The organism is Streptomyces sp. NPDC002680, from assembly GCF_042889145.1.
Taxonomy (GTDB): Bacteria; Actinomycetota; Actinomycetes; order Streptomycetales; family Streptomycetaceae; genus Streptomyces; species Streptomyces adonidis.
On sequence record NZ_JBIAQP010000008.1, the window covers coordinates 206,637 to 232,553 of the forward strand.

The following is a 25,917-nucleotide window of genomic DNA, read 5'->3' on the forward strand; positions in this document are numbered from 1 at the left end:
CAATGGTGCATATGACATCCACACCCCCCGGCCCGCTCACCGTCGGGTTCGACCTCGACATGACCCTCATCGACTCCCGGCCCGGCATCCACGCCTGTTACGTGGCGCTCGCCGAGCGGACGGGCACGTTCATCGACGCCGATCTGGCCATCACGCGGCTCGGACCGCCGCTCGCGGACGAACTCGTGCACTGGTTTCCGGCCGATCGCATCGCGGAGATGAGCGACCTCTACCGGGAGATGTATCCGGCCATCGCCATCACCGCGACCCCCGCGATGACCGGCGCCCGTGAGGCGATAGCGGCCGTACGGGAGTCCGGCGGGCGCGCGATCGTCGTCACCGCCAAGTACGAACCGAACGCCGAGCTGCACCTCGCGCACCTCGGGATCGAGCCCGACGCGGTCATCGGGAACCTCTGGGCCGAGCAGAAGGCGGTGGCGCTGCGCGAGCACGGCGCGAGCGTGTACGTCGGCGACCACGTCGGGGACGTGCGCGGCGCCCGCACCGCCGGTGCCCTGTCGGTGGCCGTGCCCACGGGGCCCTGCGACGCCGCTGAGCTGCGCGAGGCGGGCGCGGACGTCGTCCTCGACGACCTCACCCACTTCCCGGCCTGGCTGGCCGCCTACAGCGGTGTGGACGCGCGCGCCTGACGCCTGCCCTCGGCCACCGACCGGAGGACGCCCGCGGCGGCGACGAGGAAGCCGACGCCCATCAGCATGCTCAAACCGAACATGTACGTGGGGAATGGCGTCGTGCCGAGGAGGAATGGGGCCACGGTGACCAAAGTGGCCACCGCACCGACGAAGAACACGATGGCACCGACACGGATCAGCCGATCTCCGGCCGCGGCGGAATTCGTTTGGGTTTTGTCACGCACTCGACCAGGGTAGTTCCCTGCCCGAAGGAACAACCCGGCGACGTCTTGTCACCTGCCTGTCGACCATTAGCCTTGGTACCGGCGGGTCCAGCGACCCGCCCAAGTGCTATCAGCGCTCGTTTTCCTCCAGCAGCCCGAAGCAGTTTTCCGACGAGTACGAGGACGAGGAACAGACGTGCCCACCGGCAAGGTCAAGTGGTTCAACAGTGAGAAGGGCTTCGGCTTTCTCTCCCGCGACGACGGCGGTGACGTCTTCGTCCATTCCTCGGTCCTGCCCGCCGGAGTCGATTCCCTCAAGCCGGGCCAGCGCGTCGAGTTCGGAGTTGTCGCCGGGCAACGCGGTGACCAGGCACTTTCGGTCGTGATCCTGGACCCGACCCCGTCGGTCGCGGCGGCGCAGCGCAAGAAGCCCGACGAACTGGCCTCCATCGTCCAGGACTTGACGACCGTCCTGGAGAACATCACCCCGATGCTGGAAAGGGGCCGTTACCCGGAGAAGACCTCGGGCAAGAAGATCGCGGGCCTCCTGCGGGCGGTCGCCGACCAGTTGGACGTGTAAGCCATTCCTGAAGATTTCCAGCAGACCTAGGGGAAATCGAGTGCGTTCGGGCCGAGGGGCGGCACCAGCCCCTCGGCCGCCGCGCGCGTCAACAGCCCCCTGACCGCCGCATACCCGTCCTCGCCGAGGTCGGCGGTGAACTCGTTGACGTACAGGCCGATGTGCTGGTCGGCGACCTTCGGGTCCATCTCCTGGGCGTGTTCCAGGACATAGGCCCTGGAGGCCTCCGGGTCGTCCCAGGCGGCTCGTACGGAGGTCCGGGCGGCCTGGGCGAGGAGTTGCAGCTTCTCGGGGCCCAGTGAGCGCTTGGCGATGATCGCGCCGAGCGGGATCGGCAGGCCGGTCGTCGACTCCCAGTGCTCGCCCATGTCCGCGAGCTTGTGCAGGCCGTAGTTCTGGTACGTGAAGCGCGCCTCGTGGATGACCAGCCCGGCGTCGACCTTCCCGTCCCGCACGGCGGGCATGATCTCGTGGAACGGCATCACGACCACCCGTCCGACTCCGCCGGGGATCGTGTCCGCCGCCCACAGGCGGAACAGCAGGTACGCCGTCGACCGCTCGCTCGGCACGGCGACCGTACGGCCGGTCAGATCCGCCCCCGCCTCCCGCGTCAGCACCAGCGGGCCGCAGCCCCGGCCCAGCGCGCCCCCGCAGGGCAGCAGCGCGTACTCGTCGAGGACGTACGGCAGCACGGCGTACGACACCTTCAGCACGTCGAACTCGCCGCGCTCGGCCATGCCGTTGGTGATGTCGATGTCCGCGAAGGTCACGTCGAGCGCGGGCGCGCCCGGCACCCGGCCATGGGCCCAGGCGTCGAAGACGAAGGTGTCGTTCGGGCAGGGCGAGTACGCGATCTGTAGCGGCTGTTCAGGCTTTGGGCTCATGTGGGGTCCAACTCTCCAGTACCGGTCCGAGCTTCCCGAACGCCTCCGTCAGGGCCGTGAGCGCCTCGCCGATGCGCCAGGCGGCTCGGTCCCGGGGGCCCACGGGGTTCGACACGGCCCGGATCTCCAGTACCGGGACGTCGTGCGCTGCGGCGGCCTCGGCGACCCCGAAGCCCTCCATCGCCTCGGCCAGGGCGCGGGGGTGCCGGGCGCGCAGTTCGGCGGCGCGCTCGGCGCTGCCGGTGACCGTGGAGACGGTCAGGACGGTGCCGGCGCGGGCGCCTGTCACGGTCGTGAGATCCCGTACGAGTGATTCCGGCGGACTGTGGGTGACGGTGCCGAAGCCCAGATCCGTGACCGGAACGAAGCCCTTCGGGGTCTCGGCGCCCAGGTCCGCGACGGTGATCTCGTCGGCGACGACCAGCGAGCCGACCGGCGCCTCCGGCTGGAAACCGCCGGCGATGCCCGCCGAGACGACCAAGTCGTACGGGGTGCCGCGGAGGGCGGCCGTGGTGAGGGCGGTCGCGGTGGACGCGGCGGAGGCCGCCGGGCCCACTCCCACGGCGATGATGTCGATCCCCACCGGATCCGCGAACGCCTGTGCCACCGCGTCCCGTTCGGCGGGGACCGCGGTGGCGATCAGGACTCGTACCCCTGACGTGGTCAGGAGTCCTTCTTCAGGCGGAACGACCACAGGCCGTTGACCTCGTTCTCGCCCTCCTTGACGGAGACGAGCGTCGAGTTGCCCTGGGCGCCGTACTGGGCGTTGAAGAAGACGCTGCCGGGGATCGTGCGGTACGTCTTGGTGCTGGAGTCGGTCAGCGGCTGACCGTTCATCAGGATCGTCCAGCCCTTGTCGGCGATCTCCGGGTCGACACCGAAGCGCACGGTCTCGTCCGGGTCCACCTTGATGCTCTTGATGTCCGTGTCCTTGAGGCACGCGGCCACGTCGGCGGTCTTCAGCTCCTTGCCGTCGTCGTAGCAGGAGGCCTCCGAGTTCACCGAGGAACGGCCGACGGTGATCGTGGAGATCGGCGTCGGCTTGTCGCAGGCGGACAGGACGAGCAGTCCGGCACCAACGGCGCCGACGGCGGCAACAGCGCGGCGACGGCGCGCAGTGGAAGCGGAACGCAACGAGGTCATGGCCGAAGGCTATCGGGCACCCGGGGCACGGTTGTCACGTGGGTACGGCGTGCCGGGTCCCGGTGAGAGGTGTCAGGCGACGCGGGGGTGGGCCCGGCCGCCGTGGCGGGCCGAGCCGATCAGGCCCTTGGCCGTGGTCAGCCAGCCCGTGGCGACGATCGCGGCGGCCACCCCGAGGCCCAGGGTGCCGTCCAGGGGCAGGGCGATACCGACCGCGCCGCCGAGCACCCAGGCCATCTGGAGCAGCGTCTCCGAGCGGGCGAACGCGGAGGAGCGGACCAGCTCGGGGACGTCCCGCTGGATCAGCGCGTCCAGGGACAGCTTGGCGAGGGCCTGGCAGAACCCGGCGACCGCCGCGAGACAGGCCACCAGGGCGGCGCCGAAGAAGATCGCGGTGACGATCGTGGCGCCGAGGACCACGGCGACGACCGTCACGACGATCAGCTCGGGCGCACGCTGCTTCACGGCCGCCCCGACCGCCGTACCGAGCGCGTTGCCGACGCCCGCCGCGACGGCGACCATGCCCAGCGACCACGCGGCGCTCTCGCCGGTCAGCGGATGCTCGCGGAGCAGGAAGGCGAGGAAGAAGGTGAGGAAGCCCGAGAGACAGCGAAGGGCGGCGTTGGCGCCGAGGGCGTGGGTGACGGCCGTACCGACCGTGCGCAGTCCGGGCCGTTTGACGGGGCGCAGGTGCGGGCCGTGCAGATGATCCGGGTCCGCCGCCAGCAGGGCCGTGTCCTCGCCCTTGGCGGAGTCCACCTTGGACGGGAGCGTGAAGGACAGGAACGTACCCGCGATGAAGATCACGAAGGCGCCGTAGAGCGGCCAGCGCGGGCCGAGGACCTGGAGTCCGGCGCCGATGGGGGCCGCGATGCCGGTGGCGAGCAGGCCGCTCAGCGTGACCCGTGAATTGGCCTTCACCAGGGAGAAGCGGGGTGGGAGGAGGCGGGGGACCACTGCGCTGCGGACGACGCCGTACGCCTTTGACGCGACCAGGACGCCCAGTGCGGCCGGGTACAGCTCAAGGCTGCCCGTCGCGACCGCGCCCGCCAGGAGCAGGGCGAGCATCGCGCGGGCGAGCATCGCGCCGGCCATCGCGGCGCGGCGGCCGTGCGGGAGGCGGTCGAGGAGGGGGCCGATCACGGGGGCCAGGAGGGTGAAGGGCGCCATGGTGATGCCGAGATAGATGGCCACGCGCCCGCGTGCCTCGTCGGTGGGGACGGAGAAGAAGACGGTGGAGGCGAGGGCGATGGTGATCATGACGTCGCCGGCGCCGTTCACCGCGTGCAGTTCGATGAGCTTGCCGAGCCCGGACTCACCGGCCCCGTGCGCGTGCGTGGCCTTCCGGATTCCGCGGGCGGTACCGGTGACGGGGAAATGCAGGGCACGCCCGACGGCACGCACGGACCCGTTCACCCGGTCCCGTGCGCCACGCCGGTTGCTCCCCTGGACCCCACCGACTCCGGTGGCGCCGTGGGGCGACCTCTCGCTTGCCACCCCGCCATAGTGCCCCGAGAAGCCCGTACCTAGTGCGGTTACCGCGCGTATGGGGCCGAGTGAGGTGGGGCAGGAGGGGGAGAGCGGGGGCCCGTGGGGTGTTTTCCGGCCATCGGGGGCTGGGAAGAGTGGCGTGAGAGGCGCGTCGGAACGGTGTCTGAGAGGGGCCGGAGTTGCCACAGTTGGATGTCGGTCGTCGCGAACCGTCCCGTCGGTGTGGGCCCCGGGCTCTGGAGAAGGTAGCGTGCGTAGCGCGCAGTGGCGGTTGTTCTCGGCCGCGCGCCTCTCGGCCATCCCGCAGAATGGATGACGTAGGTGCGCCCGAGCGCGATCGGGCGCGGACGTCGACGCGGCCCTCTGGTCCGCTCCGTTCGCAACCGTTCGCACCCCGTCGGGACGGGCGCACTCGTGAGACGGCGTAGGAGAGAAGCGATACCTGTGAGCGCAGCGACAACGCGAAGCCGCACCCCCGACCGCCTGTGCGCCGAGGCCGTCGACCTCGCCCGTTCCGCGGCGGAGGAGGCGGCGGCACCAGGCGTGGTGGGCGAACACTCGGGCCTGATGTCCGAGGGCGACCGCGTCGTGACGCACTTCTTCGAGTGCAAGGAGTTCGGCTACCGGGGCTGGCGCTGGGCGGTGACGGTCGCCCGGGCGTCCCGGGCCAAGCTGGTCACCCTGGACGAGGTGGTCCTCCTCCCCGGCCCGGACGCCCTCCAGGCACCGGAATGGGTGCCGTGGAGCGAGCGCCTGCGCCCCGGCGACATGGGCCCCGGCGACCTGCTCCCGACGGACGCGGAGGATCTGCGCCTGGAGCCGGGTTACTCGGGCGAGGACGAGCCCCTGCCCAACTCGGTGGTCTCGGCGGCCGGTTCGGCGGCAGCCTCGGCCTCCGTGGAGCTGGCGGCGGACCTGGCGGACGCCGAGGACGCGGACATCACGGCGGGCTCACCGTCCGACTTCACGGTGGTGCCGGCCCGCGGTTCGATCGCGGCGGTGGCGGAGGAACTGGGCATGCGCCGGGCGCGCGTGCTGTCCCGGTACGGCCTCCACAGCGCCGCCGACCGCTGGGAGGACGCCTACGGCCCCAAGACCCCCATGGCCCAGGCCGCCCCGGCGACCTGTGTGAGCTGCGGATTCCTGGTGGCCATCGGAGGCTCGCTCGGACAGGCGTTCGGCGTCTGCACGAACGAGTTCGCCCCGGCGGACGGCCGAGTGGTGTCCCTGGCGTACGGCTGCGGCGGCCACTCGGAGGCGGCGATCATGCCGAAGCCTCCGGTTCCGCCGCCGCACGTGATCGACGAGACGATCGTGGACCCGTTCCCGCTGAGGCCTGCGGCGGATTCGGGTTCGGTGTCGGTGGGCGGGACGGACGAGGACACGGCGGAGCTGGGGCACTCCTAGGGGCCTACACCCCTAGGGGCGCGATTCCCGGGGGTGACGGTCGGCGGTCCTGCTTCACGTGGGCGATCACGGCGGAGACAGCGGCGGTCGCGGCCAGGCTGCCCAGCATGACCATCCCCACGCCGATCACGTAGAGGCCGCTGGCGTCGTCCGACCAGTCGTGGAAGGCGGCGGCGGTCAGGCCGACCGTGACGCCGGGCACGGCCACGAAGTGGCGCCGTGAGGCGGCCCAGTACACCGGCGCCAGCAGGGTCAGCACCAGCCCGATCACCTGCCACGCCTCGTACGGTCCGGTCGTCGAACCGTCGGGGTGCACGTCACGCTGCTGGTCCCAGCCCAGCCAGGCCGCCCACATCGCCGCTGCCACCACGGCCAGCAGGAGAGCCTCGGACAGCTGGAGCGCGGTTTGTCGTTGTCGCATGGCCCCAGCGTCCCGGCCCACGCGGGCACCGGACAGAGCGCAAGTACTCAGTTCCGGCTGGGTACTTCTCTCGTACGTCTCCGGCGGTGCCCGCGCGCGATGGGCCTGACAGGGGGCAGGGTCTAGTTCTTGGTGCCGTCCACGATGACCGGGGTGCCGTTCGCGTCCGTGCCGCACGGGACCGCGTACACCGGGTTGGCCTTGGCGGCCTCCTTGAAGGCCTCCAGGCACTGGTTGTACAGCACCTTGTCGCTCAGCGACTTCGCGAGGATCTCGTTGGCGCGGGCGATGCCCTCCGCCTCGATCCGCTTGCGCTCGGCCTCCGCCTTGGCCGTGCGCGCCGCCTCCACCGCCCGCTCGGTGGCCTGCTCCTGCTGGATCTTCTTGTCGATCTGGTCCTGGAGCTTGTCCGACGGCTTCACATTGCGCAGGTTCACGTTGGTGACGTCGATCCCGCGCGGCGCCAGCCGCTCCTTGACGAGGGCCGCGATCTCCGAGCCGATCTGCTCGCGGGCGGAGGCGTAGCCCTCCTCGCTGGTGTGCTTGGCGAAGACGTTGCGGATGATCTCGCGGCTGTCCGGCAGCACCAGCCGCTCCTCGACCGCCTCCTCACTGCCCGCCAGCCGGTACAGCTCGACCGCCTTGGCCGGAATGACGGCCCACTTGATGGTGACGTCCGCGTACAGCACCCCGCCCTGCGCCGAGCGGACCTCGACCACGTCCTTGTCGTACAGGTTGAGGTCCACGGGACGCGTGGAGAAGGACGTGACCTCGGTGAACGGCGACTTGAACTGGACGCCGGAGTTCAGCGGCCTCCCGATCTTCCCGAAGGTCACCGGCACCCCGACCTCGTAGGCGCTCACGACATGGACGCAGGCGAAGACACCGGCCAGCACGGCTCCGACGGCGCTGAGCGCGGCCCCGATCTTCCAGCCGCGGTCCTTGCCACGGCCGACGAGAAAGAGCACGACTGCCGCTATGAGCAGCAGGATGGACAGCACGAACATCGGGATCCCCCCTGGGAAACAGGCAACCGACCGTGGGTACGGGGTGCCGGATCGGTGGATCGGCGCCGGCTTGGGCGTGATCCGGAGGGAATGGTAAGGGGCGCCGGTTTCGTGGTCCGGTGGGCGGGGGCCCCGTCCGGCGCGCGGTACCTTCTTGCTCACGCCGATGAGGAGAGTGAACGTACGTGAGCAAGTTCGTGCGGCCAGCAGCTGAGGGCGCGGACCCTTTCGGTACGGCCCGTCTGCGCCGGGGTGTTCTGGACGCCTGGGCGACCAGCCCCGCCAGGTTCCGTGAGGATGCCAACGCCGAGGAGGATCTGGTCCTCGGCGGGTACCGGGACCGGCTCGTCGTCGAGCTCGCCCAGAACGCCGCCGATGCCGCGGCGCGGGCAGGCGTGCCCGGACGGCTCCGTCTCACCCTCCGCGACGGCGTCCTCGTCGCCGCCAACACCGGTGCACCGCTGGACGCCACCGGCGTCGAGTCCCTCTCCACGCTGCGCGCCTCCGCCAAGCGGGACGCCCAGGACGGCCAGGAGACGGGCGCCGTCGGACGGTTCGGCGTCGGCTTCGCCGCCGTGCTCGCCGTGAGCGACGAGCCCGCCGTCGTCGGACGGCACGGCGGTGTGCGGTGGGCGCTCGCCGAGGCCCGCGAGCTGGCCGCCGAGACCGCCCGGCACAGCCCCGGACTCGGTGACGAGATCCGCCGCCGCGACGGCCATGTGCCGCTGCTCCGGCTGCCGTTCGCCGCCGAGGGCACCGCCCCCGACCCGTACGACACGGCCGTCATCCTCCCCTTGCGCGACACCGCCGCCGAGGATCTCGCGGAGCGGCTGCTCAGCGGCGTCGACGACGCGCTGCTCCTGACGTTGCCGGGTCTGGAGGAGGTCGTCATCGAGGTGGGGGAGCAGGCCCCTCGTACGCTGCGGCGGCTCACCGACGACGCCCTGACCCTCGTGGAGGACTCGCGGGACGGTACGAGCCGTTGGCGTACCGTCTCCGCGCACGGGCCACTGGAATCCGCCCTGTTGGCCGGGCGGCCGGTCGAGGAGCGGCTGCGTCCCTTCTGGTCGGTCACCTGGGCCGTGCCCGTCGACACCGACGGCACTCCCGTACCGCCCCGGACCAGCCCCGTCGTACACGCGCCCACACCTAGCGACGAGCCCCTGGGCGTACCGGCGTTGCTCATCGCCTCGCTGCCGCTGGACACCGCCCGCCGGCATGCCGCGCCGGGCCCGCTGGCCGACTTCCTGGTGCAGCGCGCCGCCGACGCGTACGCCGAACTCCTCGCCGACTGGCACCCGGTGGGCGAGGGCATCATCGCGCTCGTGCCCGGCTCGCTCGGCAAGGGTGAGCTGGACGGGCAGCTGCGGCACGCGATCCTCGAACGGCTGCCGCGAACCGCCTTCCTGCCGCCCGCACTTGACCCGGGTGATGATGAGGAACTGCCCTCCGCCCTCCGGCCCCGTGACGCGGAGGTCGTCGAGGGTGCCGGGGCTGACACCGTGCGCGTCCTCGCCGAGGTGCTGCCCACGCTGCTGCCCGGCGGGCTCGAACGCCGGGTGGAACTGCGGACGTTGGGCGTCGCCCGCGTCCCGCTGACCGACGCCGTCGACCGGCTTGCGGGCCTGGAGAAGGCGCCCGAGTGGTGGCACCGGCTGTACGACAGCCTGGCCGGCGTCGACCCCGACCGGCTGACCGGACTGCCCGTGCCGCTCGCCGACGGGCGTACGACCATCGGCCCCCGCCAGGTTCTGCTGCCCACGAGTGGGGAGGGGCAGGGCGCGCCCGCACCCGAGACGCTCGCCCGCCTCGGCCTCAAGGTTGCCCACCCGGACGCCGCGCACCCCCTGTTGGAGAAGCTGGGCGCCCTCCCGGCCACCCCGCGAGCCGTCCTCACGACTCCCCAGGTACGGGCCGCCGTCGCCGCCTCCCTCGACGAGGACGCCGTCATGGCGTGGGACGACGAAGACGCCCCGGACGCCGACGAGTTGGCCGACACGGTCCTCGCCCTGGTCCGGGACGCGGGCCTCGAACCCGGTGACGAGCCCTGGCTCGGCGCCCTCGCTCTCCCCGACGAGGACGGCGAGCTGGCCCCCGCCGGTGAACTCGTCCTCCCCGGCAGCCCGTTCGCCGAGGTCATCAGGGAGGGCGAACTGGCGGCGGTGGACGCCGAGTTGGCGGACAGGTGGGGCGAGCAGCCCCTCGCCGCATGCGGAGTCCTCGCCAACTTCGCGCTCGTCCGCGCCACCGACGTCGTCCTCGACCCGGACGAACTGGAGCCCCGGGACAGCGACTTCGCCGAACCCGACGACCCGGGCCTGCTCGACGCCGTGGACGTGTGGAGCGAGGACATCCTCGACCGCTTCCCGGACTCACCGGTGCCTCCCGTCGCCACGGAACTGGTAGCGGTACGGGACCTGGACCTGGTGGACGAGGACCGCTGGCCCCAGGCCCTGGCGCTGTTGGCCCAGCCGCCGCTGCGGGACGCGATCGTCCAGCCGGTGCGGGTCCTGCTGCCCGACGGCACGCATGAACTCGTACGGCCGTACACGGCTTGGTGGCTGCGCGGAAACCCGGTGCTGGACGGGCGCAGGCCGGCCGGTCTCCTCGCGGCGGGCGGCGACCCGCTCCTGCGCGGCCTGTACGAGGAGGCCGACGCGACCGGGTTCGACGACGAGCAGGTGCTGCGGGCACTGGGCGTACGGACGTCGGTGGCCGCGCTCCTCGACGAGCCGGGCGGCGCGGCCGAACTCCTCGACCGCCTCGCCGACCCGGACCGGGACGTGAGCGGGGTCCAACTGCACGCCCTCTACGGGGCGTTGGCCGACCTCGACCCCGAACAGGTCACGCTGCCCGATGACTTGCGGGCGGTGGTCGACGGTCACGTGGAGGTGGTGGACGCGGCCGACGCCGTGGTCGTCGACTCGCCCGACCTGCTGCCCTTCACGGCGGGGGTGCCGCTGCTCCCCGTACGCCCGGCGCGGGCGGCCGAGCTGGCGGAACTGTTCCAGGTACGGCGGCTCAGCGAGTCGGTGACCGGCGAGGTGACCTCGGAGGGCGCGGAGCACGACGTACCGGAGTCGGTACGGGTGCTGCTCGGTCCGGCGACCCCGGCGACGTACGTCGAGCACGAGGAGCTGGTCGTCGACGGCGTGGAGCTGGACTGGCGACGGACGCGGGACGGGGTGCTGCACGCCTCGACGCTGGAGGGCGTCGCGGCGGGGCTCGCCTGGGCGGCCGGCCAGTGGCCGCGCCGGTTCGAGGTGGCGGCGCTGCTGGAGGATCCGTCGAGGACGACGGAGCTGGCGCGGGACCGCTGGTTCGACTGAGGCGCGGGGGCGGTGGGGGTGCTGCGGTAATGCGTACGTAAAAATCTGCGCGGTCTTCAAAACTTCCGCAACTTCCGTACAACCATTCCCATCCGTCACGGATCTGAGCGAGCGAGTCAACAGACTCCAAGATCATTTGGGTCCTGGTGCGACCACGATCCGTGACGGATGGATTCCGTACGGACGGCCACCGCCGGACCCCCTTTCTCCACTTGGGGAAACGCATGCGCATACGTGCCACTGTGGCCGCCGTGTCCGGCGCCCTGGCCCTCTCCGCCTTCGCCGTGCCCGCCGCGCACGCCGCCTCGGCGCCCGACGTCACCTTCACGAAGGTGACGATCAACAACGGCAAGCCGATCGTGGCCAAGGCCACCGGGACCGCGACCGTGCCGGTGACGTACACGTTCAAGCACGCCGAGGGCCTCGACATCAGCTCGGACAAGCTCCTGGTCCTTCCGTTCCTCTACGTGGGGACCGTCGACGTGGACAAGGTCCGCCTCGGCGGTGAAGACCCCGCGACCTGCACGGCCACCTCGACGACCACCGCCAGCTGCAAGTCCACCTTCGCCCTGCACACCAGCGGAGAAGACGCCAGGCTCCGGAACACGGACGCGCGCACGTGGAAGGTGGGCGCCGTCGCCGTCGACATCGCGGGCGAGGGCGAATACAAGGCCCAGGGCGATCTCGGCACCACCCAGATCAAGTTCCACTCCAAGCTCAACACCGACGCCACCCCGGAGCCGGTCAGGAAGGGCGCGACCATCACGGTCAAGGGCACCCTGACCCGCGCCAACTGGAACACCAACAAGTACGGGGGCTACGTCAACGCCCCGGTGACCCTCCAGTTCAAGAAGACGGGCGCCAGCACCTACACCACCGTCAAGACGGTCAAGGCGGGTGCCGCGGGCGCCCTGAAGACGACCGTCAAGGCGTCGGTCGACGGCACCTACCGCTTCGCCTTCGCGGGCTCGACGACGACTGCGCCGATCACGGCCATCGGTGACGTCATCGACGTGAAGTAGAGAAAAGGAACACGCATGCGTATACGTGCCACCGTGGCCGCCGTCTCCGGCGCCCTGGCCCTCTCCGCCCTTGCCGTGCCTGCCGCGCAGGCCGACGGTTCGGTGTCCCGGGCCGATGTCGCCAAGGTCCGTGAGGCCGGGCAGGCCGCCTCCGGCAAGTCCGCGTTCAGTGCCTCGGCCGCCGCTGTCGCCGAGCCGTACGTTCTGAACGCCTCCTTCTCCAACATCAAGGTCAACAACGGCAGGTCGATCGTGGCGGGCACCACGGGCAAGCTGACCGTGCCGATCACCTACACGCTGACCCACGGTGCCGATGTCGACATCGCCGCCGAGGACTTCTTCACCGACGTCGAGCTGTACTACGGCACGACGTACATCGACTCCGAGTTCGGGCTGTTCGGCGACGACTGGGCCAGCTGCAAGGCCGTTTCGGCGACCGTCGCCAACTGCACCCAGTCCATCGTGATCAGCCCGAGCGAGGACCTGTTCAACGAGACCGCCGGGAAGTGGAAGGCGTACGCGTACGCGATCGCCTGGAACGGTCAGGATCTCAGCAGCGACGACTTCGACGTCACGAAGGTCGGATACGTCGAGAAGGACGGCATCGCCGGCCCCAACCTCCTGCGTCACTCCAGGCTGACGGTCAACGCCACCCCGGAGCCGGTGAAGAAGGGCAAGACCATCACCGTCACCGGCAAGCTGACCCGCGCCAACTGGGACGCCGGCAACTACACCGGGTACGCCAGCCAGCCGGTGAAGCTGCAGTTCCGTAAGAACGGCACCAGCACCTACACCACCCTGAAGACCATCAAGACGACCACCACGGGTGACCTGAAGACGACCGTCAAGGCGAACGTCGACGGGTACTTCCGGTACGTCTTCGCGGGCACCGCGACCACCGCCGCCCTCGGTTCCGCGACCGACTTCATCGATGTGAAGTAGTCAGCGGGGGTGAAGTAGCCGCCACGCAGTGTGTGTACCGCCGCCGGCTCCCGCGTTCCCGGGGCCGGCGGCGGGCGTGTGTGTAAGGGGTGCGCAAAATTACGTCACCCCCGCGCAACCAACCACCCCCGCAAGGGATCTGATCATGGGGGCCAACAGGCTCCACGATCACCTTCTCCTCCTTGGGGAACACGCATGCGTATACGTGCCACTGTGGCCGCCGTCTCCGGCGCCCTGGCCCTCTCCGCCCTCGCCGTGCCGGCCGCGCAGGCCGATGTCCACGCCTCCGGTGCCGACTCCGGCTACCACGCGGCCGCCGCGAAGATCCTGGCGGGCGGCAGGTCCGCGTTCATCACCTCGCCCGTCGCCGCCGACGAGCCGTACAAGCTGAACGTCAGCTTCTCCAACTTCAAGGTCGCCAAGTCGATCAACGCCGGTGCCGGTGGACACCTCGTCGTCCCGGTCACCTACACGCTGACCCACGGCACCGAGGTCAACATCAAGGCCGCCGACTTCGACAGCGGGCCGTACCTGTACCGGGGCGACTTCGCGACGCCGGACAACGTGATCTTCGGCGAGAAGGCCGGCACCTGCACGGCCACCTCGACCACGACCGCCAACTGCAAGGCCAACCTCGACATCTACCCGGGCGAGGGCGACCTGACCAACACCGACGCCGGGGCCACCTGGACGGCCGGCGGGCTCGCCATCGCCTTCAACGGGCAGGACCCCGAGAGCGACACCTTCGACCCGTCCAAGGTCGGCATCGCCCAGCAGGGCGACCTCGGCACCACGACCGTGCGGCGCGTCTCCAAGCTGACGGTCAACGCCACCCCGGAGCCGGTGAAGAAGGGCAAGACCATCACCGTCACCGGCAAGCTGACCCGCGCCAACTGGGACGGGCCCAACTACACCGGGTACGCGACCCAGCCGGTGCAGCTCCAGTTCCGTAAGAACGGCACCACCACCTACACCGTCGTCAAGACCATCAAGACGACCACCACGGGTGACCTGAAGACCACCGTCAAGGCGACCGCCGACGGGTTCTTCAAGTACGTCTTCGCGGGGACCAAGACCACCGTGGGCGCCAGCGCCGCCGCCGACTTCATCGACGTGAAGTAGGCGCACCCGTACGAACTACGCCGGGAAGCGGCGGTCCACCCACCTCCACAGGAGCTCCAGGATGGCCGCCGCCACCGTCGCGATACCCACCGCGATCCACGGCATCGTCGTCCCCACCAGCTTCAGCGCGAAGAACTCCTGGAGCGGCGGTACGACCAGCACCAGCAGGAAGCCCGCGCCCATCGACGCGACCAGGGCGATCCGCCACCAGGTGTACGGGCGGGCGATGATCGCCAGCACCCACATCGAGATCAGGAACAGGGTCAACGTCGCCGCGCTTGTTTCCGCGTCCAACGCGCCCTCTCCTGTGTAGTAGTGACGGGCTATCAGGTACGTGGCGAAGGTTGCCACTCCTGCCAGTACGCCGCCCGGGATCGAGTAGCGCATGACCCGGCGTACGAAGTGGGGCCTCGCGCGCTCCTTGTTGGGGGCCAGGGCCAGGAAGAACGCCGGGACGCCGATCGTCAGGGTGGAGAGCAGGGTCAAGTGGCGTGGCAGGAAGGGGTATTCGACCTGCCAGCAGACCACCAGGACAGCCAGGAGGACCGAGTAGACCGTTTTCACCAGGAAGAGGGTTGCTACTCGCGTGATGTTGCCGATGACCCTGCGGCCCTCGGCCACCACCGAAGGCAGCGTCGCGAAGCTGTTGTTGAGCAGGACGATCTGGGCCACGGCCCGTGTCGCCTCCGAACCCGATCCCATCGCCACGCCGATGTCGGCGTCCTTCAGGGCCAGTACGTCGTTCACGCCGTCGCCCGTCATCGCCACCGTGTGCCCGCGTGACTGCAACGCGCCCACCATGTCCCGCTTCTGCTGCGGGGTGACCCGGCCGAACACCGTGCCCTCGTCGAGCGCCTGCGCCATCTCCTGTGTCTCGGTGGGGAGTTGGCGGGCGTCCACCGTCGTGCCGGTCAGGCCCAGTTTGCTCGCCACCGCGCCGACCGACACCGCGTTGTCACCCGAGATGACCTTCGCGTCGACGTCCTGCTCGGCGAAGTAGCGGAGGGTGTCGGCGGCATCGGGGCGCAGACGCTGCTCCAGGACGACCAGAGCCGTTGGGGATGTGTTGGTGGCCACCTCCGGGTGGCCGAGGTCGCGGGTGGCGCGAGTGAGGAGGAGGACGCGCAGGCCGGCCTGGTTCAGGCGGTCCGTCTCGGCGAGGGCCGGGTCCTGGGGCGAGAGCAACACGTCCGGGGCGCCCAGGAGCCAGGTGCTGCTCTCGCCGTTGCCCTCGCTGAACGACGCGCCGCTGTACTTGCGCGCCGAGGAAAAGGGGAGCGATTCCGTGCAGCGCCAGTCCTCGCTGTCCGGGTAGGCGTCGATGATGGCCTGGAGGGAGGCGTTCGGGCGGGGGTCCGATTCGCCGAGGGCGCCCAGGACCCTGCGTACGTACGTCTCGTCGCTGCCGTTGAGGGCGCGCAGCTCGGTCACGTCCATGCCGCCCTCGGTCAGCGTGCCCGTCTTGTCCAGGCAGACCGTGTCGACGCGGGCGAGGCCCTCGATGGCGGGCAGCTCCTGTACGAGGCACTGCTGTCGGCCGAGCCGGATGACACCGATCGCGAAGGCGACGGAGGTGAGGAGGACGAGGCCCTCCGGGACCATCGGGACGATCCCGCCGACCGTGCGGGCGATCGAGTCCTTCAAGTCGTTGTCCTTGACGACCAGTTGGGTGATGACCAGGCCGATCGCGGCCGGAACCATCATCCAGGTCACGTACTTGAGGATCGTCGAGATGCCGGTGCGGAGTTCCGAGTGGACGAGGGTGAAGCGGGAGGCCTCTTCGGCGAGTTGGGCCGCGTACGCCTCGCGGCCGACCTTCGTCGCCGTGAACGCGCCGCCGCCCGCGACCACGAAGCTCCCCGACATGACCTGGTCGCCGGGCTGCTTCACGACGGGGTCGGCCTCGCCGGTGAGCAGGGACTCGTCGATTTCGAGGCCGTCTGCCTCCACGCATTCGCCGTCCACGACGATCTTGTCGCCGGGGCCGATCTCGATCAGGTCCCCGAGGACGATCTCGGAGTTGCTGACCTCCGCGGCGACGCCGTCGCGGCGGACCGTCGGTTTGGCCTCGCCGATCACGGCGAGGGAGTCGAGGGTCTTCTTCGCCCGCCACTCCTGGATGATGCCGATGCCGGTGTTGGCGAGGATGACGTAGCCGAACAGGGTGTCCTGGAACGGGGCGACGAACATCATGATCAGCCAGAGGACGCCGATGATCGCGTTGAAGCGGGTGAAGACGTTCGCGCGGACGATCTCGGCGATGCTGCGGCTGCTGCGTACCGGGACGTCGTTTACCTCGCCGCGGGCGACGCGTTCGGCTACCTCGGTGGTGGTGAGGCCTTGTGCGCGGGGGGTGCTGCTGTGGGGCGCGCTGGGGAGGGGCAGGGGTACGGGGTGCACAGGATCGAGTTCGGCGCCGGCGTCGATGTGCGTCATGTGTTCGACGGTACGGGTGGATTTGGGGCTTCACCCGTTGAGTGCGGCAAAGATCCGACCTGGGGAGGAGGGGTGGGGTGGGAAATGGTGCGGTGGTTGTAGTCGGGGGTGTGTAGGGGGTGCGGGTGGATGGGTTTTCGCCCCCGCCGCCCCTGCCCGTCCCATCCCGTTCCTGGGGGCTGCGCCCCCAGACCCCCCATCGCGCTGAACGCGCTCGTCCTCAATCGCCGGACGGGCTGGAATGGGACCGTCTGATCGCCGCGTCCCGTTTCCGGACGTACCAAATCCCGATCAGGCCCAGGCCCGCCCCCGCGAGGCACGTCCACACCCACCACTCGTGGTTGTGGTCCGCGTACCAGCCGTAGAAGGGGAGCTGGGCCAGGAAGAGGACGAACCAGAGGATCGTGCCGCCTGTGATGGTGGCGACGACGGGGCCCTCCAGGGGTGCCGGCGCCTCGTGCTTCGGTGTCCACTTCGCCATGGGCACAGCTTACGAGGCCCGATTCGTCAATCCGGCCTCATATGTTCATACTGAAACGACTTGAGCCTGGCTCATTTCTTTCGTACGAAACGCCAACAGAAACATGAGCGCGCATGTCCACCTCGGCCCCCGCCACGGCCGCCCTCGACCGCTATTTCAAGATCTCCGAACGGGGCAGCACCCTGTCCCGGGAGGTCCGCGGCGGGTTCGCCACCTTCTTCGCGATGGCCTACATCATCGTGCTGAACCCGATCATCCTCGGCAGCGCCAAGGACATGTACGGCCATCAGCTGGACAACGGTCAGCTGGTCACCGCCACCGCCGTGACCGCCGCCTTCACCACACTGCTGATGGGTGTTGTCGGCAACGTGCCCATCGCGCTGGCGGCGGGGCTCGGGGTCAACACCGTCGTCGCACTCCAGCTCGCACCCCGTATGTCCTGGCCGGACGCCATGGGCATGGTCGTACTCGCGGGTTTTGTTGTGATGCTGCTTGTTGCCACCGGCTTGCGTGAGCGGGTCATGAACGCCGTGCCGCTCGGGCTGCGCAAGGGCATCTCCATCGGCATCGGGCTGTTCATCATGCTGATCGGGCTCGTCGACTCCGGGTTCGTGAGCCGGATTCCGGATGCCGCCCAGACCACCGTTCCGCTCCAGCTCGGCGGCGACGGTCATCTCAATGGCTGGCCGGTTCTCGTCTTCGTGCTGGGTGCTCTGCTCACCCTCGCGCTCATCACCCGCAAGGTGCCCGGCGCGATTCTCATCTCCATCGTCGCCATGACCGTGCTTGCCATGGTCATCGATGCCGTCGCTTCCGTGTCCTCCTGGGGGCTCACCACGCCCAAGTGGCCCGGCAACCCGGTCGCCAGCCCGGACTTCGGGCTCATCGGCAAGGTCAGTCTCTTCGGCGGGTTCGACAAGGTCGGTGTGCTGACCGGCACCCTCTTCGTGTTCACCGTGCTGCTCTCGTGCTTCTTCGACGCCATGGGCACGATCATGGGTGTCGGTGACGAGGCCAGGTTGACCGATGCCCGGGGCAATATGCCCGGCATCAACAAGGTCTTGTTCGTTGACGGTATTGCCGTTGCCGCGGGTGGCGTGAGTTCCTCTTCCGCCACCACCTGCTTCGTCGAGTCCACCGCCGGTGTCGGGGAGGGCGCACGGACCGGGTTCGCGAACGTCGTCACGGGGGCCCTCTTCGCCGTCGCGCTGTTCCTGACCCCTGTGGCGACCATGGTTCCGTCCCAGGCCGCCACCCCTGCGCTGCTCGCCGTCGGCTTCCTGATCCTGGCCGGCTCGGTCAGGGAGATCGACTGGGACGACCGCACGATCGCCATTCCGGCCTTCGTGACGATGGTGATGATGCCGTTCACCTACTCGATCACCAACGGCATCGGCATGGGCTTCATCACCTTCGTCGTGCTGAGACTGGCGGCCGGACGGGGGCGTGACGTCCCGGTGGCCATGTACGTCGTCGCCGGCGTCTTCGGGTTCTACTACCTGATGCCTGCCCTGGGCCTCACGTGACCTCCGCTCACGTGACCCCGTAGAACCTCTCCGTCTCCTCGACCGCGGTCTGGAACCGCTCGTCGAAGTCGTCCCGGACGAGCGTCCCGACCACGTAGTCCTGGACGCTCATTCCCCTTTTCGCCGCATGGTCCCGGAGCCGGTCGAGCAGCTCCCCGTCTATCCGCAGGCTGAGCACGCTGGTCCCCATGGAACGAGGGTCGCGGGCGGGTGCGGGGCGATGGGGGGCTTTTTGCGTTCGACTCACTCGTATGGGTGATGTGGAGATTCGGTGGCCCTTGTCACGGGCATCCCGGCGCGTCACGGGTGGTCTTTAGTCAGGGTAATGAGTTATGCTAAAGAACATGCCGGACCTAACCCATGGCGACGACGCTGCCGCCGTGAACTCACTGCGCTCCGCCGTGATGCGCCTGTCGCGCCGACTCAAGCACCAGCGGGTCGACGAGTCGCTGAGCCCCACCGAGATGTCGGTGCTGGGCACCCTCGCCCGCTGCGGCTCGGCCACGCCGGGTGAGCTTGCCCGCAAGGAGCATGTGCAGCCGCCCTCGATGACCCGCATTGTCGCGTTGCTGGAGGGCAAGGGACTGGTCAGGCTGGAGCCGCACCCCGAGGACCGGCGCCAGAAGGTCGTCACCCAGACCGAGACCGCCGAGGCGATGCTCGAAGAGAGCCGTCGCAGGCGGAACGCCTGGCTGGCCGGTCTGGTCGAGGACCTCGACGAGGACGAGTGGGCCAAGCTGCGTGCCGCCGCCCCCGTCCTGGAGAAGCTCGCGCATCTGTAGCCGCGCATCCGTAGCCCGCGTATCCGTAAGCAGGACCCCAGCAGCACCCCCAAGCAGGACCCCGCAAGGAGGCGACCGTTTTGAGTTCGGGACCCGGAGCAGATTCCGCCCCCGCACCAGCCACCCACGACTCCCCGCCCACCCCCACCCCCACGCCGACCCCCACCGGACGCACCCGCAAGTCCGAGATGTTCAGCTCGCTGAAGGTCCGGAACTACCGCCTCTTCTTCCTCGGCCAGGTCGTCTCCAACACCGGCACCTGGATGCAGCGCATCGCCCAGGACTGGCTGGTCCTCAGCCTCACCGGCTCCTCGACCGCCGTCGGCATCACCACCGCGCTCCAGTTCCTGCCGATGCTGCTCTTCGGCCTGTACGGCGGTGTCCTCGTCGACCGGCTGCCCAAGCGCCCCACGCTGCTCGTCACCCAGACGCTGATGGCCCTCACCGGCCTCGCGCTCGCCGTGCTGACACTCTCCGGCGACGTCGAGGTGTGGCACGTCTACCTCGCCGCCTTCGCCGTCGGTCTCGCCACGGTCGTCGACAACCCGGCCCGGCAGTCCTTCGTCTCCGAGATGGTCAAGCCGGATCAGCTTCAGAACGCCGTCAGCCTGAACTCCGCGAACTTCCAGTCCGCCCGCCTCGTCGGACCCGCCGTCGCCGGGCTGCTGATCACCGGGGTCGGCACGGGCTGGGCCTTCCTCGCCAACGGGCTCTCCTTCGTCGCCCCCATCGCCAGTCTGCTGCTCATGCGCTCCCGCGAACTGAACGCCGTGGAGCGGGCGCCGCGTGCCAAGGGGCAGCTGCGCGAGGGCCTGCACTATGTCGCCGGGCGGCCCGAGCTGATCTGGCCGATCGTCCTCATCGGGTTCATCGGCACCTTCGGCTTCAACTTCCCGGTCTTCCTGTCGGCGTACGCGGACGACGTCTTCCACGCGGGCGCCGGCGCGTACAGCCTCTTCAACACGCTGATGGCGGTCGGTTCGCTCACCGGCGCCCTGCTCGCCGCCCGGCGCGGTACGGCGAAGCTGCGCGTCCTCGTCGCGGCGGCCGTGGCCTTCGGCGCACTGGAGATCGTGGCCGCGGTGGCCCCGTCCCTGTGGCTGTTCGCGCTGCTGATGATCCCGATCGGGATCGCGGGCCTCACGGTCAACGTCACCGCGAACACCTCGGTCCAGATGGCCACCGACCCCGCCATGCGCGGCCGGGTCATGGCCCTGTTCATGATGGTCTTCATGGGCGGTTCGCCGCTGGGCGCGCCGATAGTCGGCTGGATCACGGACGCGTACGGCCCCCGGGTCGGCCTCGCCTTCGGCGGCATCGTCGCGACGACCGCCGCCCTGACGATCGGCCTGGTTCTCACGCGCGTGGGTGGCCTGCGGGTCTCGGTCGTCTGGAACTCCGGGCGTCCGCGCGTCCTCCTCCTCAAGCGCGAACAGGACCAGCAGGAACCTCGGGCACAGGAACAGGAGTTGTCGGAGCCGGTCCCCTCGGCCGTGTCCGTCAGATGATCGACCTCATGCGTTCCAGGGCCAGTTGGAACGCCGTGGGGTTCACCTTGAGGGGTCTGGAACTGTTGCCGCTGGAATGCCTTCAAGAACGTTCTGGTGAGCGGGAGTGAGCGCTGCTGGTCTGCGTTGTGCCGCGTACCTCGACCATGGGGCCGGTTCTCGGTGGCGAACTGACGTTCTTTCATCGAATGCGTGACCTTCATGGGGCGTGCTCGTTTCCCATGACGACGGGATCTTCGGGTGGAGTCGGGCGGGGGTGACGGGGTGAGTGAGCTGAGGACTATCGCGGCGCCGTTCGTCGCGTCCGGCCCGAGTGGTGTGGCCGTCCGGACCCGCCTCAAGCACCTGACGCCCGGCGATGAGAAGGTGCTGTGCCTGGTGGGCGCGCATCTGGGGTCGCTGGCCTCGAAAGACCTCAAGGCACGCTGCCGGGACGGCCTGGAGCACTCCGGTGAGACGTGGGCGGTGCGTAAGCGGGAGCTGACGCCGCTGTCGTCGTCGCGGTGGGCGGGCAGTATCACCAAGGCCACGCACGACCAGTGGGCACTGGCCCGCCGCTGCCAGTCGGCGCACATCCAGAACCTGGAAGCCGGCATCCGCACCATCGAGCGCCGGCTGTCCCAGCCGGTCGGACAGAAGGGAACGAAGAAGGCACCCGGGGGTTACCGGTCCCGGTGTGAGTGGCATGCGAAGTCGCGTCGTCTGCGGGTGCTTGAGGACCGGCTGACTGCTGTGCGGGCCGACCGCGAGGCCGGAGTCGTACACGTCGTACGGGGCGGCAAGCCGCTGGCCCGCACCCGCCACCACCTGGATGCGGCCCAGCTCACGGAGTCCGCGTGGCGTGGTCGTTGGGAGGCGGAGCGCTGGTTCTGCCACGCGGACGGTGAGTCCGGCAAGCGCTACGGCAACGAGACCATCCGCATCAGCCCGGACGGCGAGGCGAGCATCAAGCTCCCCGTGCCGCTCGCGCATCTGGCCAACGCCCCGCACGGCCGCTACGTCCTCGCATGTCAGGTCACCTTCGCCCACCGGGGCACTGAGTGGGCCGACAGAGTCGCGGCCAACCGGGCCGTGGCCTACCGCATCCACCTGGATACCGGCCGGGACCGCTGGTATCTGACCGCCTCCTGGCAGATCCCGCCCGCCCCATCCATCCCGATCGAGGCCGCGCTCGCCCACGGTGTGATCGGCGTCGACATGAACGCCGACCACGTCGCCGCCTGGCACCTCGACACCCACGGCAACCCCACCGGCAGCCCGCGCCGCTTCTTCTACGACCTCACCGGCACCACCCAGCACCGGGACGCCCAGGTCCGCCACGCCCTCACCCGCCTCCTGTACTGGGCCCGCAGCTGCGGCGTCAAGGCGATCGCGGTCGAGGACCTGGACTTCGCCGCGGAGAAAACCCGGGAGAAACACGGCCGCCGCAAACGCTTCCGCCAGCTGATCTCCGGCATGCCCACCGGCAAACTCCGCACCCGGCTGGCCTCGATGGCGGATCACACGGGTATCGCGGTCATCGCCGTCGACCCCGCCTACACCAGCCGCTGGGGCGCCCAGCACTGGCAGAAACCCCTCACCAGCACGACCCGCAAGACCACCCGCCACGATGCTGCTGCCGTGGCGATCGGAAGGCGCGCCCAGGGACACCCGATCCGGCGACGGACGACACCGCCCCCTGCTCACCGGAGTGATGAGCAAGGGCATCGGACCGTCCAGGCCAGGCTGGGCATCCTTGGGCGTGAGGGAACCCGCCCCCGCATTCCCGGACCACGGACACGATCCGTAGGCGCCGGACGCGGAGCGAACGCGGGCAACCAGAACGCCCAACACCGTCCGGGGCGTTCGGCTGAGCATGGGTCCTGGCAACAGGACTCACTCCCGCTCAGTTCTTAGGAACGGTCCGCTGAACGGGTAGTTGAACTCATAGACGATCAGCAGCATCACGCCCACGATGAACGTCAGTGAGAAGACCACGCCCGCGTGGGCGCGCAGGCTCTCCACGCCGAAGAGGTAGACGAACCCGACGGTTACCAGGGCGCCCAGGAGCAGAGCCGTCCACAGCAGGGCGGGTACGCCGGCCGTCGCGGCCTCGTTGACGCGCTCGTGGCGGGCGTCCCCGAGCTGGGCGACGGCCTCCAGGGCACCCTCGTAACGGACGACCTGGTCCGCGCCCGTCGCGGGTTCCTGCGTGTTCACGAGGGAGCGGATCTCGGTGAACTGCCGCCAGGCCGCCGGGTCGTCCCGCTGCTCGGCCAGCAGCGGCCACTCGTCGTCGATCACCGTGCCGGTGTACCGCTCGACCAGGGTGCCCAGGCGGGTGCGGTCGGGCTGGGGCAGCGAGCTGCTGTACCAGGTGAGCTGGAGCAGCGCGTTGGTCTCGGTGTACGTGTTCTCGTGGGCCTGCGACCGGGTCTCCCACACGCCGACGACGACCATGGCGAGGACGACGGCGTAGATCACGCCTATCTCCGCGTACACGTACCCGAGGATGTCGTTGTGAGCCTTGCGCCGGGCCACCGGCACGAGCCGCGCGACCACGAAGACCGCCGTCGTCGCCATGGCCGAGCCGCCCAGGAGCAGCACGATTCCGAGAATGGGCATGCAGACGTCCCCCGTCCCCCTTGTCCCCGCCCATGTTCATGGTGCGGGTGGCTCGCCGGATGATCCATTCCCTGGAAGGGTGACGCTCATGAGACTCTTCGCCGCCGTGCTGCCCCCGGAGGACGTGACCCGTGAACTCGCCGCCGAGGTGGCCGGGTTGAGGAGCCTGCCGGGCGCGGACACGCTGCGCTGGACCGGCGTACCCGGCTGGCACTTCACGCTCGCCTTCTACGGCGAGGTCGACGAGGACGTCGTACCGGATCTGTCGGCGAGGCTGGAGCGGGCCGCGCACCGTACGGAGCCGTTCGCGCTGGCGGTGCGCGGGGGCGGGCAGTTCGGGCACGGGCGGGCGCTGTGGGCGGGCGCCGCCGGTGAGCTGGACGTGCTGCGGCTGTTGGCCGAGCGGGCGGAGGCGGCGGCCCGGAAGGCGGGCGTCGAGATGAGGGAGCACCGGCACTACAAGCCCCACCTCACCGTGGCCCGCAGCCGCGAGGCCTTTGAGGCAGGGCCGTACGTCGAGGCCCTGGACGCGTATACGAGCCGCACCTGGACGGTGGGCGACCTGGCGCTCGTGCGCAGCAACCTGCCTAAGTCGGGGGTGCCGGGGGAGCAGCCGCGGTACGAGGTGGTCGACCGTTGGCCGCTGGGGCCTGGCCTGCGGGGTGGGGTGTAGGGAGGTGTTTTTCGCCCCCGCCGCCCCTACCCGTCCCATCCCTGGGGGCTGCGCCCCCAGACCCCCCTTTCGCGCTGAACGCGCTGGTCCTCAAGCGCCGGACGGGCTGAGCGGGTGCCTGGGGTGGGCGGGCCGGGTCGAGAGGCGGCCCGTTAGGCTCGGCCGTGTGAATCCGAAAATCCGGAACCGGGTGATGGCCGGTGCGCTCGTGCTGATGTTCGTGGTGGTTGCCGTGGCGGCGGCGGTCGGGAAGTGATGGCCTAAGGGTTGTCCCGTAACCGATTCTTTGGTGTAGACCGAGGTGTGGGTGGTCGCGCTGTGCGGGCTGCTCGGCTACCCGCCAATGGTGAGATTGTGCAGGCGGGCGATGCCGGGCATGGCGTGGTGCACGCCGTTGCCTTTGAGGCGACAATCGCGAAGGATCTTCCAGCCCTTCATCCGCGCGAAGGTGTGCTCAACACGAGCGCGGACCTGTTTGTGGGAGCGATTGTTCCTTTCCTTCCAGGCCGCGAGTTCCTCGCCCTTGCGGCGGCGATGGGGGACGACCAGGCCGGTACCCTGGTAGCCGCCGTCGGCGATGGTCATTGTGGCGCCGACGGCAGCCTTCGCCCCAGATTCCTCCCAGCCGCGGGCATCGTGCCGGTTTCCCGGCAAGGGGCGACCGACCAGGACGACCAGCCGGGTGTCAGCGTCGATGACGACCTGGTGGGCAGTGGAATAGCGGTAGTTCTTCGACTGCTCGGCGACCGAGTGGTCGCGGGTGGGCACCAGGGTGCCGTCGACGATGAGCACGGTGTCCTTGCGGAACTGCTTCCGCTGCCGAAGCGCCAGCAACGGACCCATGTGGTCGATGATCCGGTCAGCGGCCGACTTGGAGATCCCGAACAACGGAGCAAGTTGCCGCATCGTCAAGTTCGTGCGCCAGTACGCCGTCACCAACAGGACACGGTCCTCCAGCGGCAGGCTCCAGGGCCGGCCGCGCTGCTGATCCGAAGCTTGCTCGCGTCGCACCGAGGCAACCAACGTGCCGAAGCAGCGCAAACTCAATCCGGTGAAGGGCTCTATCCAGGACGGCACTGACGCCGTGATCACACCAGCCACCACATGATCGTTTCACTCGGCGAGAAGCAGCCACCGCCCCCGTGCGTTCTCGGCCCGAGCCGGTCAAGAATGCCGTCATGGCCGACGAAGAGCACACCAAGCCCGCCGCGCGCTCCTTCCTGTCATGTGCCATCGAGGTGGCACGGCTGATGGATCTCGGGGATGCGGCCGACGTGCCGGAAGCCCGCCGCGCACGGCACTTGGCCCATGCTGTGCGCAAGCCGCTGCTCGAACTCGCCCACCTGCCCGAGGAGTTCTTCGCCCCGCTGCTGACTGCGGCTGTCTACGACCCGGACCCCAGCTTCTGCCGCTGGTTCGTCGAACCCGCGGTCTACGCCTTCGGACGCCGCCGAGTCATGACCGCACTGCTCGACTATCTACGGACCGGCACGGACACGGAGCAAGCAGGCGCCAAGCGGGCCTGGTACTGCGCCCATGTGCCGCTCCGCGCAGACCGGTCACCTGCCTACGCACCTAGCGGAAGCCGCGATCCCGCCCTGGACGAGTCCCGCGATGTGATGGACGAGTGGCGAGACACCCTTCTGAGGTCAGCCACGTGAGACGGCGCCGTGGCCATGGGGCCGTTGGTCTCTCCGCCCAGT

The 25,917-nt window shown here is 69.7% G+C and carries 25 protein-coding genes and 1 pseudogene; 14 read left to right on the forward strand and 12 right to left on the reverse strand.

The window, feature by feature from the left end; translation table 11 throughout:
* The first annotated feature begins 2 nt into the window (after positions 1 to 2).
* Positions 3 to 650 (forward strand): HAD family hydrolase, encoded by a 648-nt coding sequence (locus tag ACFYXF_RS22265; RefSeq protein WP_389351575.1) that lies wholly within the window; start codon positions 3 to 5, stop codon positions 648 to 650.
* Here ACFYXF_RS22265 and ACFYXF_RS22270 read toward each other — a convergent pair.
* Positions 623 to 877: a hypothetical protein gene (locus tag ACFYXF_RS22270; RefSeq protein WP_369037413.1), complete on the reverse strand. Its 255-nt coding sequence runs from the start codon at positions 875 to 877 to the stop codon at positions 623 to 625. The genes ACFYXF_RS22265 and ACFYXF_RS22270 overlap by 28 nt on opposite strands.
* Positions 878 to 1,052: 175 nt before the next feature.
* Here ACFYXF_RS22270 and ACFYXF_RS22275 point away from each other — a divergent pair, with 175 nt between their 5' ends.
* Positions 1,053 to 1,436 (forward strand): cold-shock protein, encoded by a 384-nt coding sequence (locus ACFYXF_RS22275; protein ID WP_389351578.1) that lies wholly within the window; start codon positions 1,053 to 1,055, stop codon positions 1,434 to 1,436.
* 26 nt (positions 1,437 to 1,462) lie between these two features.
* Here ACFYXF_RS22275 and ACFYXF_RS22280 read toward each other — a convergent pair whose 3' ends face one another.
* The 4 genes from ACFYXF_RS22280 to ACFYXF_RS22295 all read right to left on the reverse strand — a co-directional run bounded on the left by ACFYXF_RS22280 (position 1,463) and on the right by ACFYXF_RS22295 (position 4,960).
* Entirely contained in the window at positions 1,463 to 2,320 is an 858-nt protein-coding gene (locus ACFYXF_RS22280) for a 1,4-dihydroxy-6-naphthoate synthase (protein WP_389351580.1), read from the reverse strand.
* Positions 2,304 to 3,014, reverse strand: a complete 711-nt coding sequence (locus tag ACFYXF_RS22285) for a futalosine hydrolase (protein ID WP_389351582.1) — start codon at positions 3,012 to 3,014, stop codon at positions 2,304 to 2,306. Before ACFYXF_RS22285 ends, ACFYXF_RS22280 begins: the two co-directional genes overlap by 17 nt.
* On the reverse strand, positions 2,984 to 3,463 hold the full coding sequence (locus tag ACFYXF_RS22290; RefSeq protein ID WP_389351584.1) for a DUF2771 domain-containing protein: 480 nt from the start codon (positions 3,461 to 3,463) through the stop codon (positions 2,984 to 2,986). The genes ACFYXF_RS22285 and ACFYXF_RS22290 overlap by 31 nt, the downstream gene beginning before the upstream one ends.
* A gap of 72 nt (positions 3,464 to 3,535) precedes the next feature.
* A complete protein-coding gene (locus ACFYXF_RS22295; RefSeq protein ID WP_389351586.1) occupies positions 3,536 to 4,960 on the reverse strand; it encodes an MFS transporter in 1,425 nt (474 codons plus the stop codon).
* Positions 4,961 to 5,398: 438 nt separating this feature from the next.
* On the opposite strand from ACFYXF_RS22295, the gene ACFYXF_RS22300 reads away from it, so the two are divergent.
* A complete protein-coding gene (locus ACFYXF_RS22300) occupies positions 5,399 to 6,361 on the forward strand; it encodes a DUF3027 domain-containing protein (RefSeq protein ID WP_389351588.1) in 963 nt (320 codons plus the stop codon).
* A gap of 4 nt (positions 6,362 to 6,365) precedes the next feature.
* Here ACFYXF_RS22300 and ACFYXF_RS22305 read toward each other — a convergent pair whose 3' ends face one another.
* Both ACFYXF_RS22305 and ACFYXF_RS22310 read right to left on the reverse strand, forming a co-directional pair.
* A complete protein-coding gene (locus tag ACFYXF_RS22305) occupies positions 6,366 to 6,782 on the reverse strand; it encodes a hypothetical protein (RefSeq protein WP_389351590.1) in 417 nt (138 codons plus the stop codon).
* A gap of 122 nt (positions 6,783 to 6,904) precedes the next feature.
* Positions 6,905 to 7,789 carry a prohibitin family protein gene (locus ACFYXF_RS22310; RefSeq protein WP_389351592.1) on the reverse strand — a complete coding sequence of 295 codons (885 nt, stop codon included), beginning with the start codon at positions 7,787 to 7,789 and terminating at the stop codon, positions 6,905 to 6,907.
* A gap of 185 nt (positions 7,790 to 7,974) precedes the next feature.
* On the opposite strand from ACFYXF_RS22310, the gene ACFYXF_RS22315 reads away from it, so the two are divergent.
* The 4 genes from ACFYXF_RS22315 to ACFYXF_RS22330 all read left to right on the forward strand — a co-directional run bounded on the left by ACFYXF_RS22315 (position 7,975) and on the right by ACFYXF_RS22330 (position 14,204).
* Entirely contained in the window at positions 7,975 to 11,118 is a 3,144-nt protein-coding gene (locus ACFYXF_RS22315; protein ID WP_389351594.1) for a sacsin N-terminal ATP-binding-like domain-containing protein, read from the forward strand.
* 224 nt (positions 11,119 to 11,342) lie between these two features.
* Positions 11,343 to 12,140, forward strand: coding sequence for a hypothetical protein (locus ACFYXF_RS22320; RefSeq protein ID WP_389351596.1), 798 nt, complete (start codon positions 11,343 to 11,345; stop codon positions 12,138 to 12,140).
* A 15-nt stretch (positions 12,141 to 12,155) separates the two neighbouring features.
* Entirely contained in the window at positions 12,156 to 13,082 is a 927-nt protein-coding gene (locus tag ACFYXF_RS22325) for a hypothetical protein (RefSeq protein WP_389351598.1), read from the forward strand.
* Positions 13,083 to 13,277: 195 nt separating this feature from the next.
* On the forward strand, positions 13,278 to 14,204 hold the full coding sequence (locus tag ACFYXF_RS22330; RefSeq protein ID WP_389351600.1) for a hypothetical protein: 927 nt from the start codon (positions 13,278 to 13,280) through the stop codon (positions 14,202 to 14,204).
* Positions 14,205 to 14,219: 15 nt separating this feature from the next.
* Here ACFYXF_RS22330 and ACFYXF_RS22335 read toward each other — a convergent pair whose 3' ends face one another.
* Together ACFYXF_RS22335 and ACFYXF_RS22340 are read right to left on the reverse strand one after the other, a co-directional pair.
* Complete coding sequence (locus tag ACFYXF_RS22335) at positions 14,220 to 16,640, reverse strand: cation-translocating P-type ATPase (RefSeq protein ID WP_389351602.1); 2,421 nt, start codon at positions 16,638 to 16,640, stop codon at positions 14,220 to 14,222.
* 220 nt (positions 16,641 to 16,860) lie between these two features.
* Entirely contained in the window at positions 16,861 to 17,121 is a 261-nt protein-coding gene (locus ACFYXF_RS22340; protein WP_389351603.1) for a DUF2530 domain-containing protein, read from the reverse strand.
* 113 nt (positions 17,122 to 17,234) lie between these two features.
* On the opposite strand from ACFYXF_RS22340, the gene ACFYXF_RS22345 reads away from it, so the two are divergent.
* On the forward strand, positions 17,235 to 18,647 hold the full coding sequence (locus ACFYXF_RS22345; RefSeq protein WP_389351605.1) for an NCS2 family permease: 1,413 nt from the start codon (positions 17,235 to 17,237) through the stop codon (positions 18,645 to 18,647).
* Positions 18,648 to 18,654: 7 nt separating this feature from the next.
* Here the strand turns inward: ACFYXF_RS22345 and ACFYXF_RS22350 are convergent, their stop codons facing one another.
* Positions 18,655 to 18,837, reverse strand: a complete 183-nt coding sequence (locus ACFYXF_RS22350; RefSeq protein WP_369037399.1) for a ribbon-helix-helix protein, CopG family — start codon at positions 18,835 to 18,837, stop codon at positions 18,655 to 18,657.
* A 154-nt stretch (positions 18,838 to 18,991) separates the two neighbouring features.
* Here ACFYXF_RS22350 and ACFYXF_RS22355 point away from each other — a divergent pair, with 154 nt between their 5' ends.
* The 3 genes from ACFYXF_RS22355 (at position 18,992) to ACFYXF_RS22365 (ending at position 22,833) form a co-directional block, all read left to right on the forward strand.
* Positions 18,992 to 19,429: a MarR family transcriptional regulator gene (locus ACFYXF_RS22355; RefSeq protein ID WP_319095470.1), complete on the forward strand. Its 438-nt coding sequence runs from the start codon at positions 18,992 to 18,994 to the stop codon at positions 19,427 to 19,429.
* Positions 19,430 to 19,509: 80 nt separating this feature from the next.
* Positions 19,510 to 20,937, forward strand: a complete 1,428-nt coding sequence (locus tag ACFYXF_RS22360) for an MFS transporter (protein ID WP_389351607.1) — start codon at positions 19,510 to 19,512, stop codon at positions 20,935 to 20,937.
* A 264-nt stretch (positions 20,938 to 21,201) separates the two neighbouring features.
* The gene (locus tag ACFYXF_RS22365; protein ID WP_389351609.1) at positions 21,202 to 22,833 is read left to right on the forward strand and encodes an IS200/IS605 family accessory protein TnpB-related protein; all 1,632 of its coding nucleotides are present in this window, start codon (positions 21,202 to 21,204) and stop codon (positions 22,831 to 22,833) included.
* Here the strand turns inward: ACFYXF_RS22365 and ACFYXF_RS22370 are convergent.
* A complete protein-coding gene (locus ACFYXF_RS22370) occupies positions 22,813 to 23,541 on the reverse strand; it encodes a DUF4239 domain-containing protein (protein ID WP_389351610.1) in 729 nt (242 codons plus the stop codon). The genes ACFYXF_RS22365 and ACFYXF_RS22370 overlap by 21 nt on opposite strands.
* Positions 23,542 to 23,629: 88 nt before the next feature.
* On the opposite strand from ACFYXF_RS22370, the gene thpR reads away from it, so the two are divergent.
* Complete coding sequence (gene thpR / locus ACFYXF_RS22375) at positions 23,630 to 24,214, forward strand: RNA 2',3'-cyclic phosphodiesterase (protein ID WP_389351612.1); 585 nt, start codon at positions 23,630 to 23,632, stop codon at positions 24,212 to 24,214.
* Positions 24,178 to 24,323: pseudogene (locus ACFYXF_RS22380) on the forward strand (cobyrinic acid a,c-diamide synthase); the annotation flags it as partial. The gene thpR and the pseudogene ACFYXF_RS22380, both read left to right, overlap by 37 nt.
* Before the next feature lie 224 nt (positions 24,324 to 24,547).
* Here ACFYXF_RS22380 and ACFYXF_RS22385 read toward each other — a convergent pair.
* A complete protein-coding gene (locus tag ACFYXF_RS22385) occupies positions 24,548 to 25,315 on the reverse strand; it encodes a transposase (protein ID WP_389351614.1) in 768 nt (255 codons plus the stop codon).
* 77 nt (positions 25,316 to 25,392) lie between these two features.
* Between ACFYXF_RS22385 and ACFYXF_RS22390 the strand changes: the two genes are divergently transcribed.
* On the forward strand, positions 25,393 to 25,875 hold the full coding sequence (locus tag ACFYXF_RS22390) for a hypothetical protein (RefSeq protein WP_389351615.1): 483 nt from the start codon (positions 25,393 to 25,395) through the stop codon (positions 25,873 to 25,875).
* Positions 25,876 to 25,917 lie beyond the last annotated feature (42 nt).

What these genes read in the sequence shown, in the direction of transcription:
- ACFYXF_RS22265 (WP_389351575.1), top strand. Translation starts at nt 3, where the DNA reads ATGGTGCATATGACATCCACACCCCCCGGCCCGCTCACCGTCGGGTTC.
- ACFYXF_RS22280 (WP_389351580.1), bottom strand. Translation starts at nt 2,320, where the DNA reads ATGAGCCCAAAGCCTGAACAGCCGCTACAGATCGCGTACTCGCCCTGC.
- ACFYXF_RS22290 (WP_389351584.1), bottom strand. Translation starts at nt 3,463, where the DNA reads ATGACCTCGTTGCGTTCCGCTTCCACTGCGCGCCGTCGCCGCGCTGTT.
- ACFYXF_RS22305 (WP_389351590.1), bottom strand. Translation starts at nt 6,782, where the DNA reads ATGCGACAACGACAAACCGCGCTCCAGCTGTCCGAGGCTCTCCTGCTG.
- ACFYXF_RS22310 (WP_389351592.1), bottom strand. Translation starts at nt 7,789, where the DNA reads ATGTTCGTGCTGTCCATCCTGCTGCTCATAGCGGCAGTCGTGCTCTTT.
- ACFYXF_RS22320 (WP_389351596.1), top strand. Translation starts at nt 11,343, where the DNA reads ATGCGCATACGTGCCACTGTGGCCGCCGTGTCCGGCGCCCTGGCCCTC.
- ACFYXF_RS22325 (WP_389351598.1), top strand. Translation starts at nt 12,156, where the DNA reads ATGCGTATACGTGCCACCGTGGCCGCCGTCTCCGGCGCCCTGGCCCTC.
- ACFYXF_RS22330 (WP_389351600.1), top strand. Translation starts at nt 13,278, where the DNA reads ATGCGTATACGTGCCACTGTGGCCGCCGTCTCCGGCGCCCTGGCCCTC.
- ACFYXF_RS22335 (WP_389351602.1), bottom strand. Translation starts at nt 16,640, where the DNA reads ATGACGCACATCGACGCCGGCGCCGAACTCGATCCTGTGCACCCCGTA.
- ACFYXF_RS22340 (WP_389351603.1), bottom strand. Translation starts at nt 17,121, where the DNA reads ATGGCGAAGTGGACACCGAAGCACGAGGCGCCGGCACCCCTGGAGGGC.
- ACFYXF_RS22345 (WP_389351605.1), top strand. Translation starts at nt 17,235, where the DNA reads ATGTCCACCTCGGCCCCCGCCACGGCCGCCCTCGACCGCTATTTCAAG.
- ACFYXF_RS22350 (WP_369037399.1), bottom strand. Translation starts at nt 18,837, where the DNA reads ATGGGGACCAGCGTGCTCAGCCTGCGGATAGACGGGGAGCTGCTCGAC.
- ACFYXF_RS22355 (WP_319095470.1), top strand. Translation starts at nt 18,992, where the DNA reads ATGCCGGACCTAACCCATGGCGACGACGCTGCCGCCGTGAACTCACTG.
- ACFYXF_RS22370 (WP_389351610.1), bottom strand. Translation starts at nt 23,541, where the DNA reads ATGCCCATTCTCGGAATCGTGCTGCTCCTGGGCGGCTCGGCCATGGCG.
- thpR (WP_389351612.1), top strand. Translation starts at nt 23,630, where the DNA reads ATGAGACTCTTCGCCGCCGTGCTGCCCCCGGAGGACGTGACCCGTGAA.
- ACFYXF_RS22390 (WP_389351615.1), top strand. Translation starts at nt 25,393, where the DNA reads ATGGCCGACGAAGAGCACACCAAGCCCGCCGCGCGCTCCTTCCTGTCA.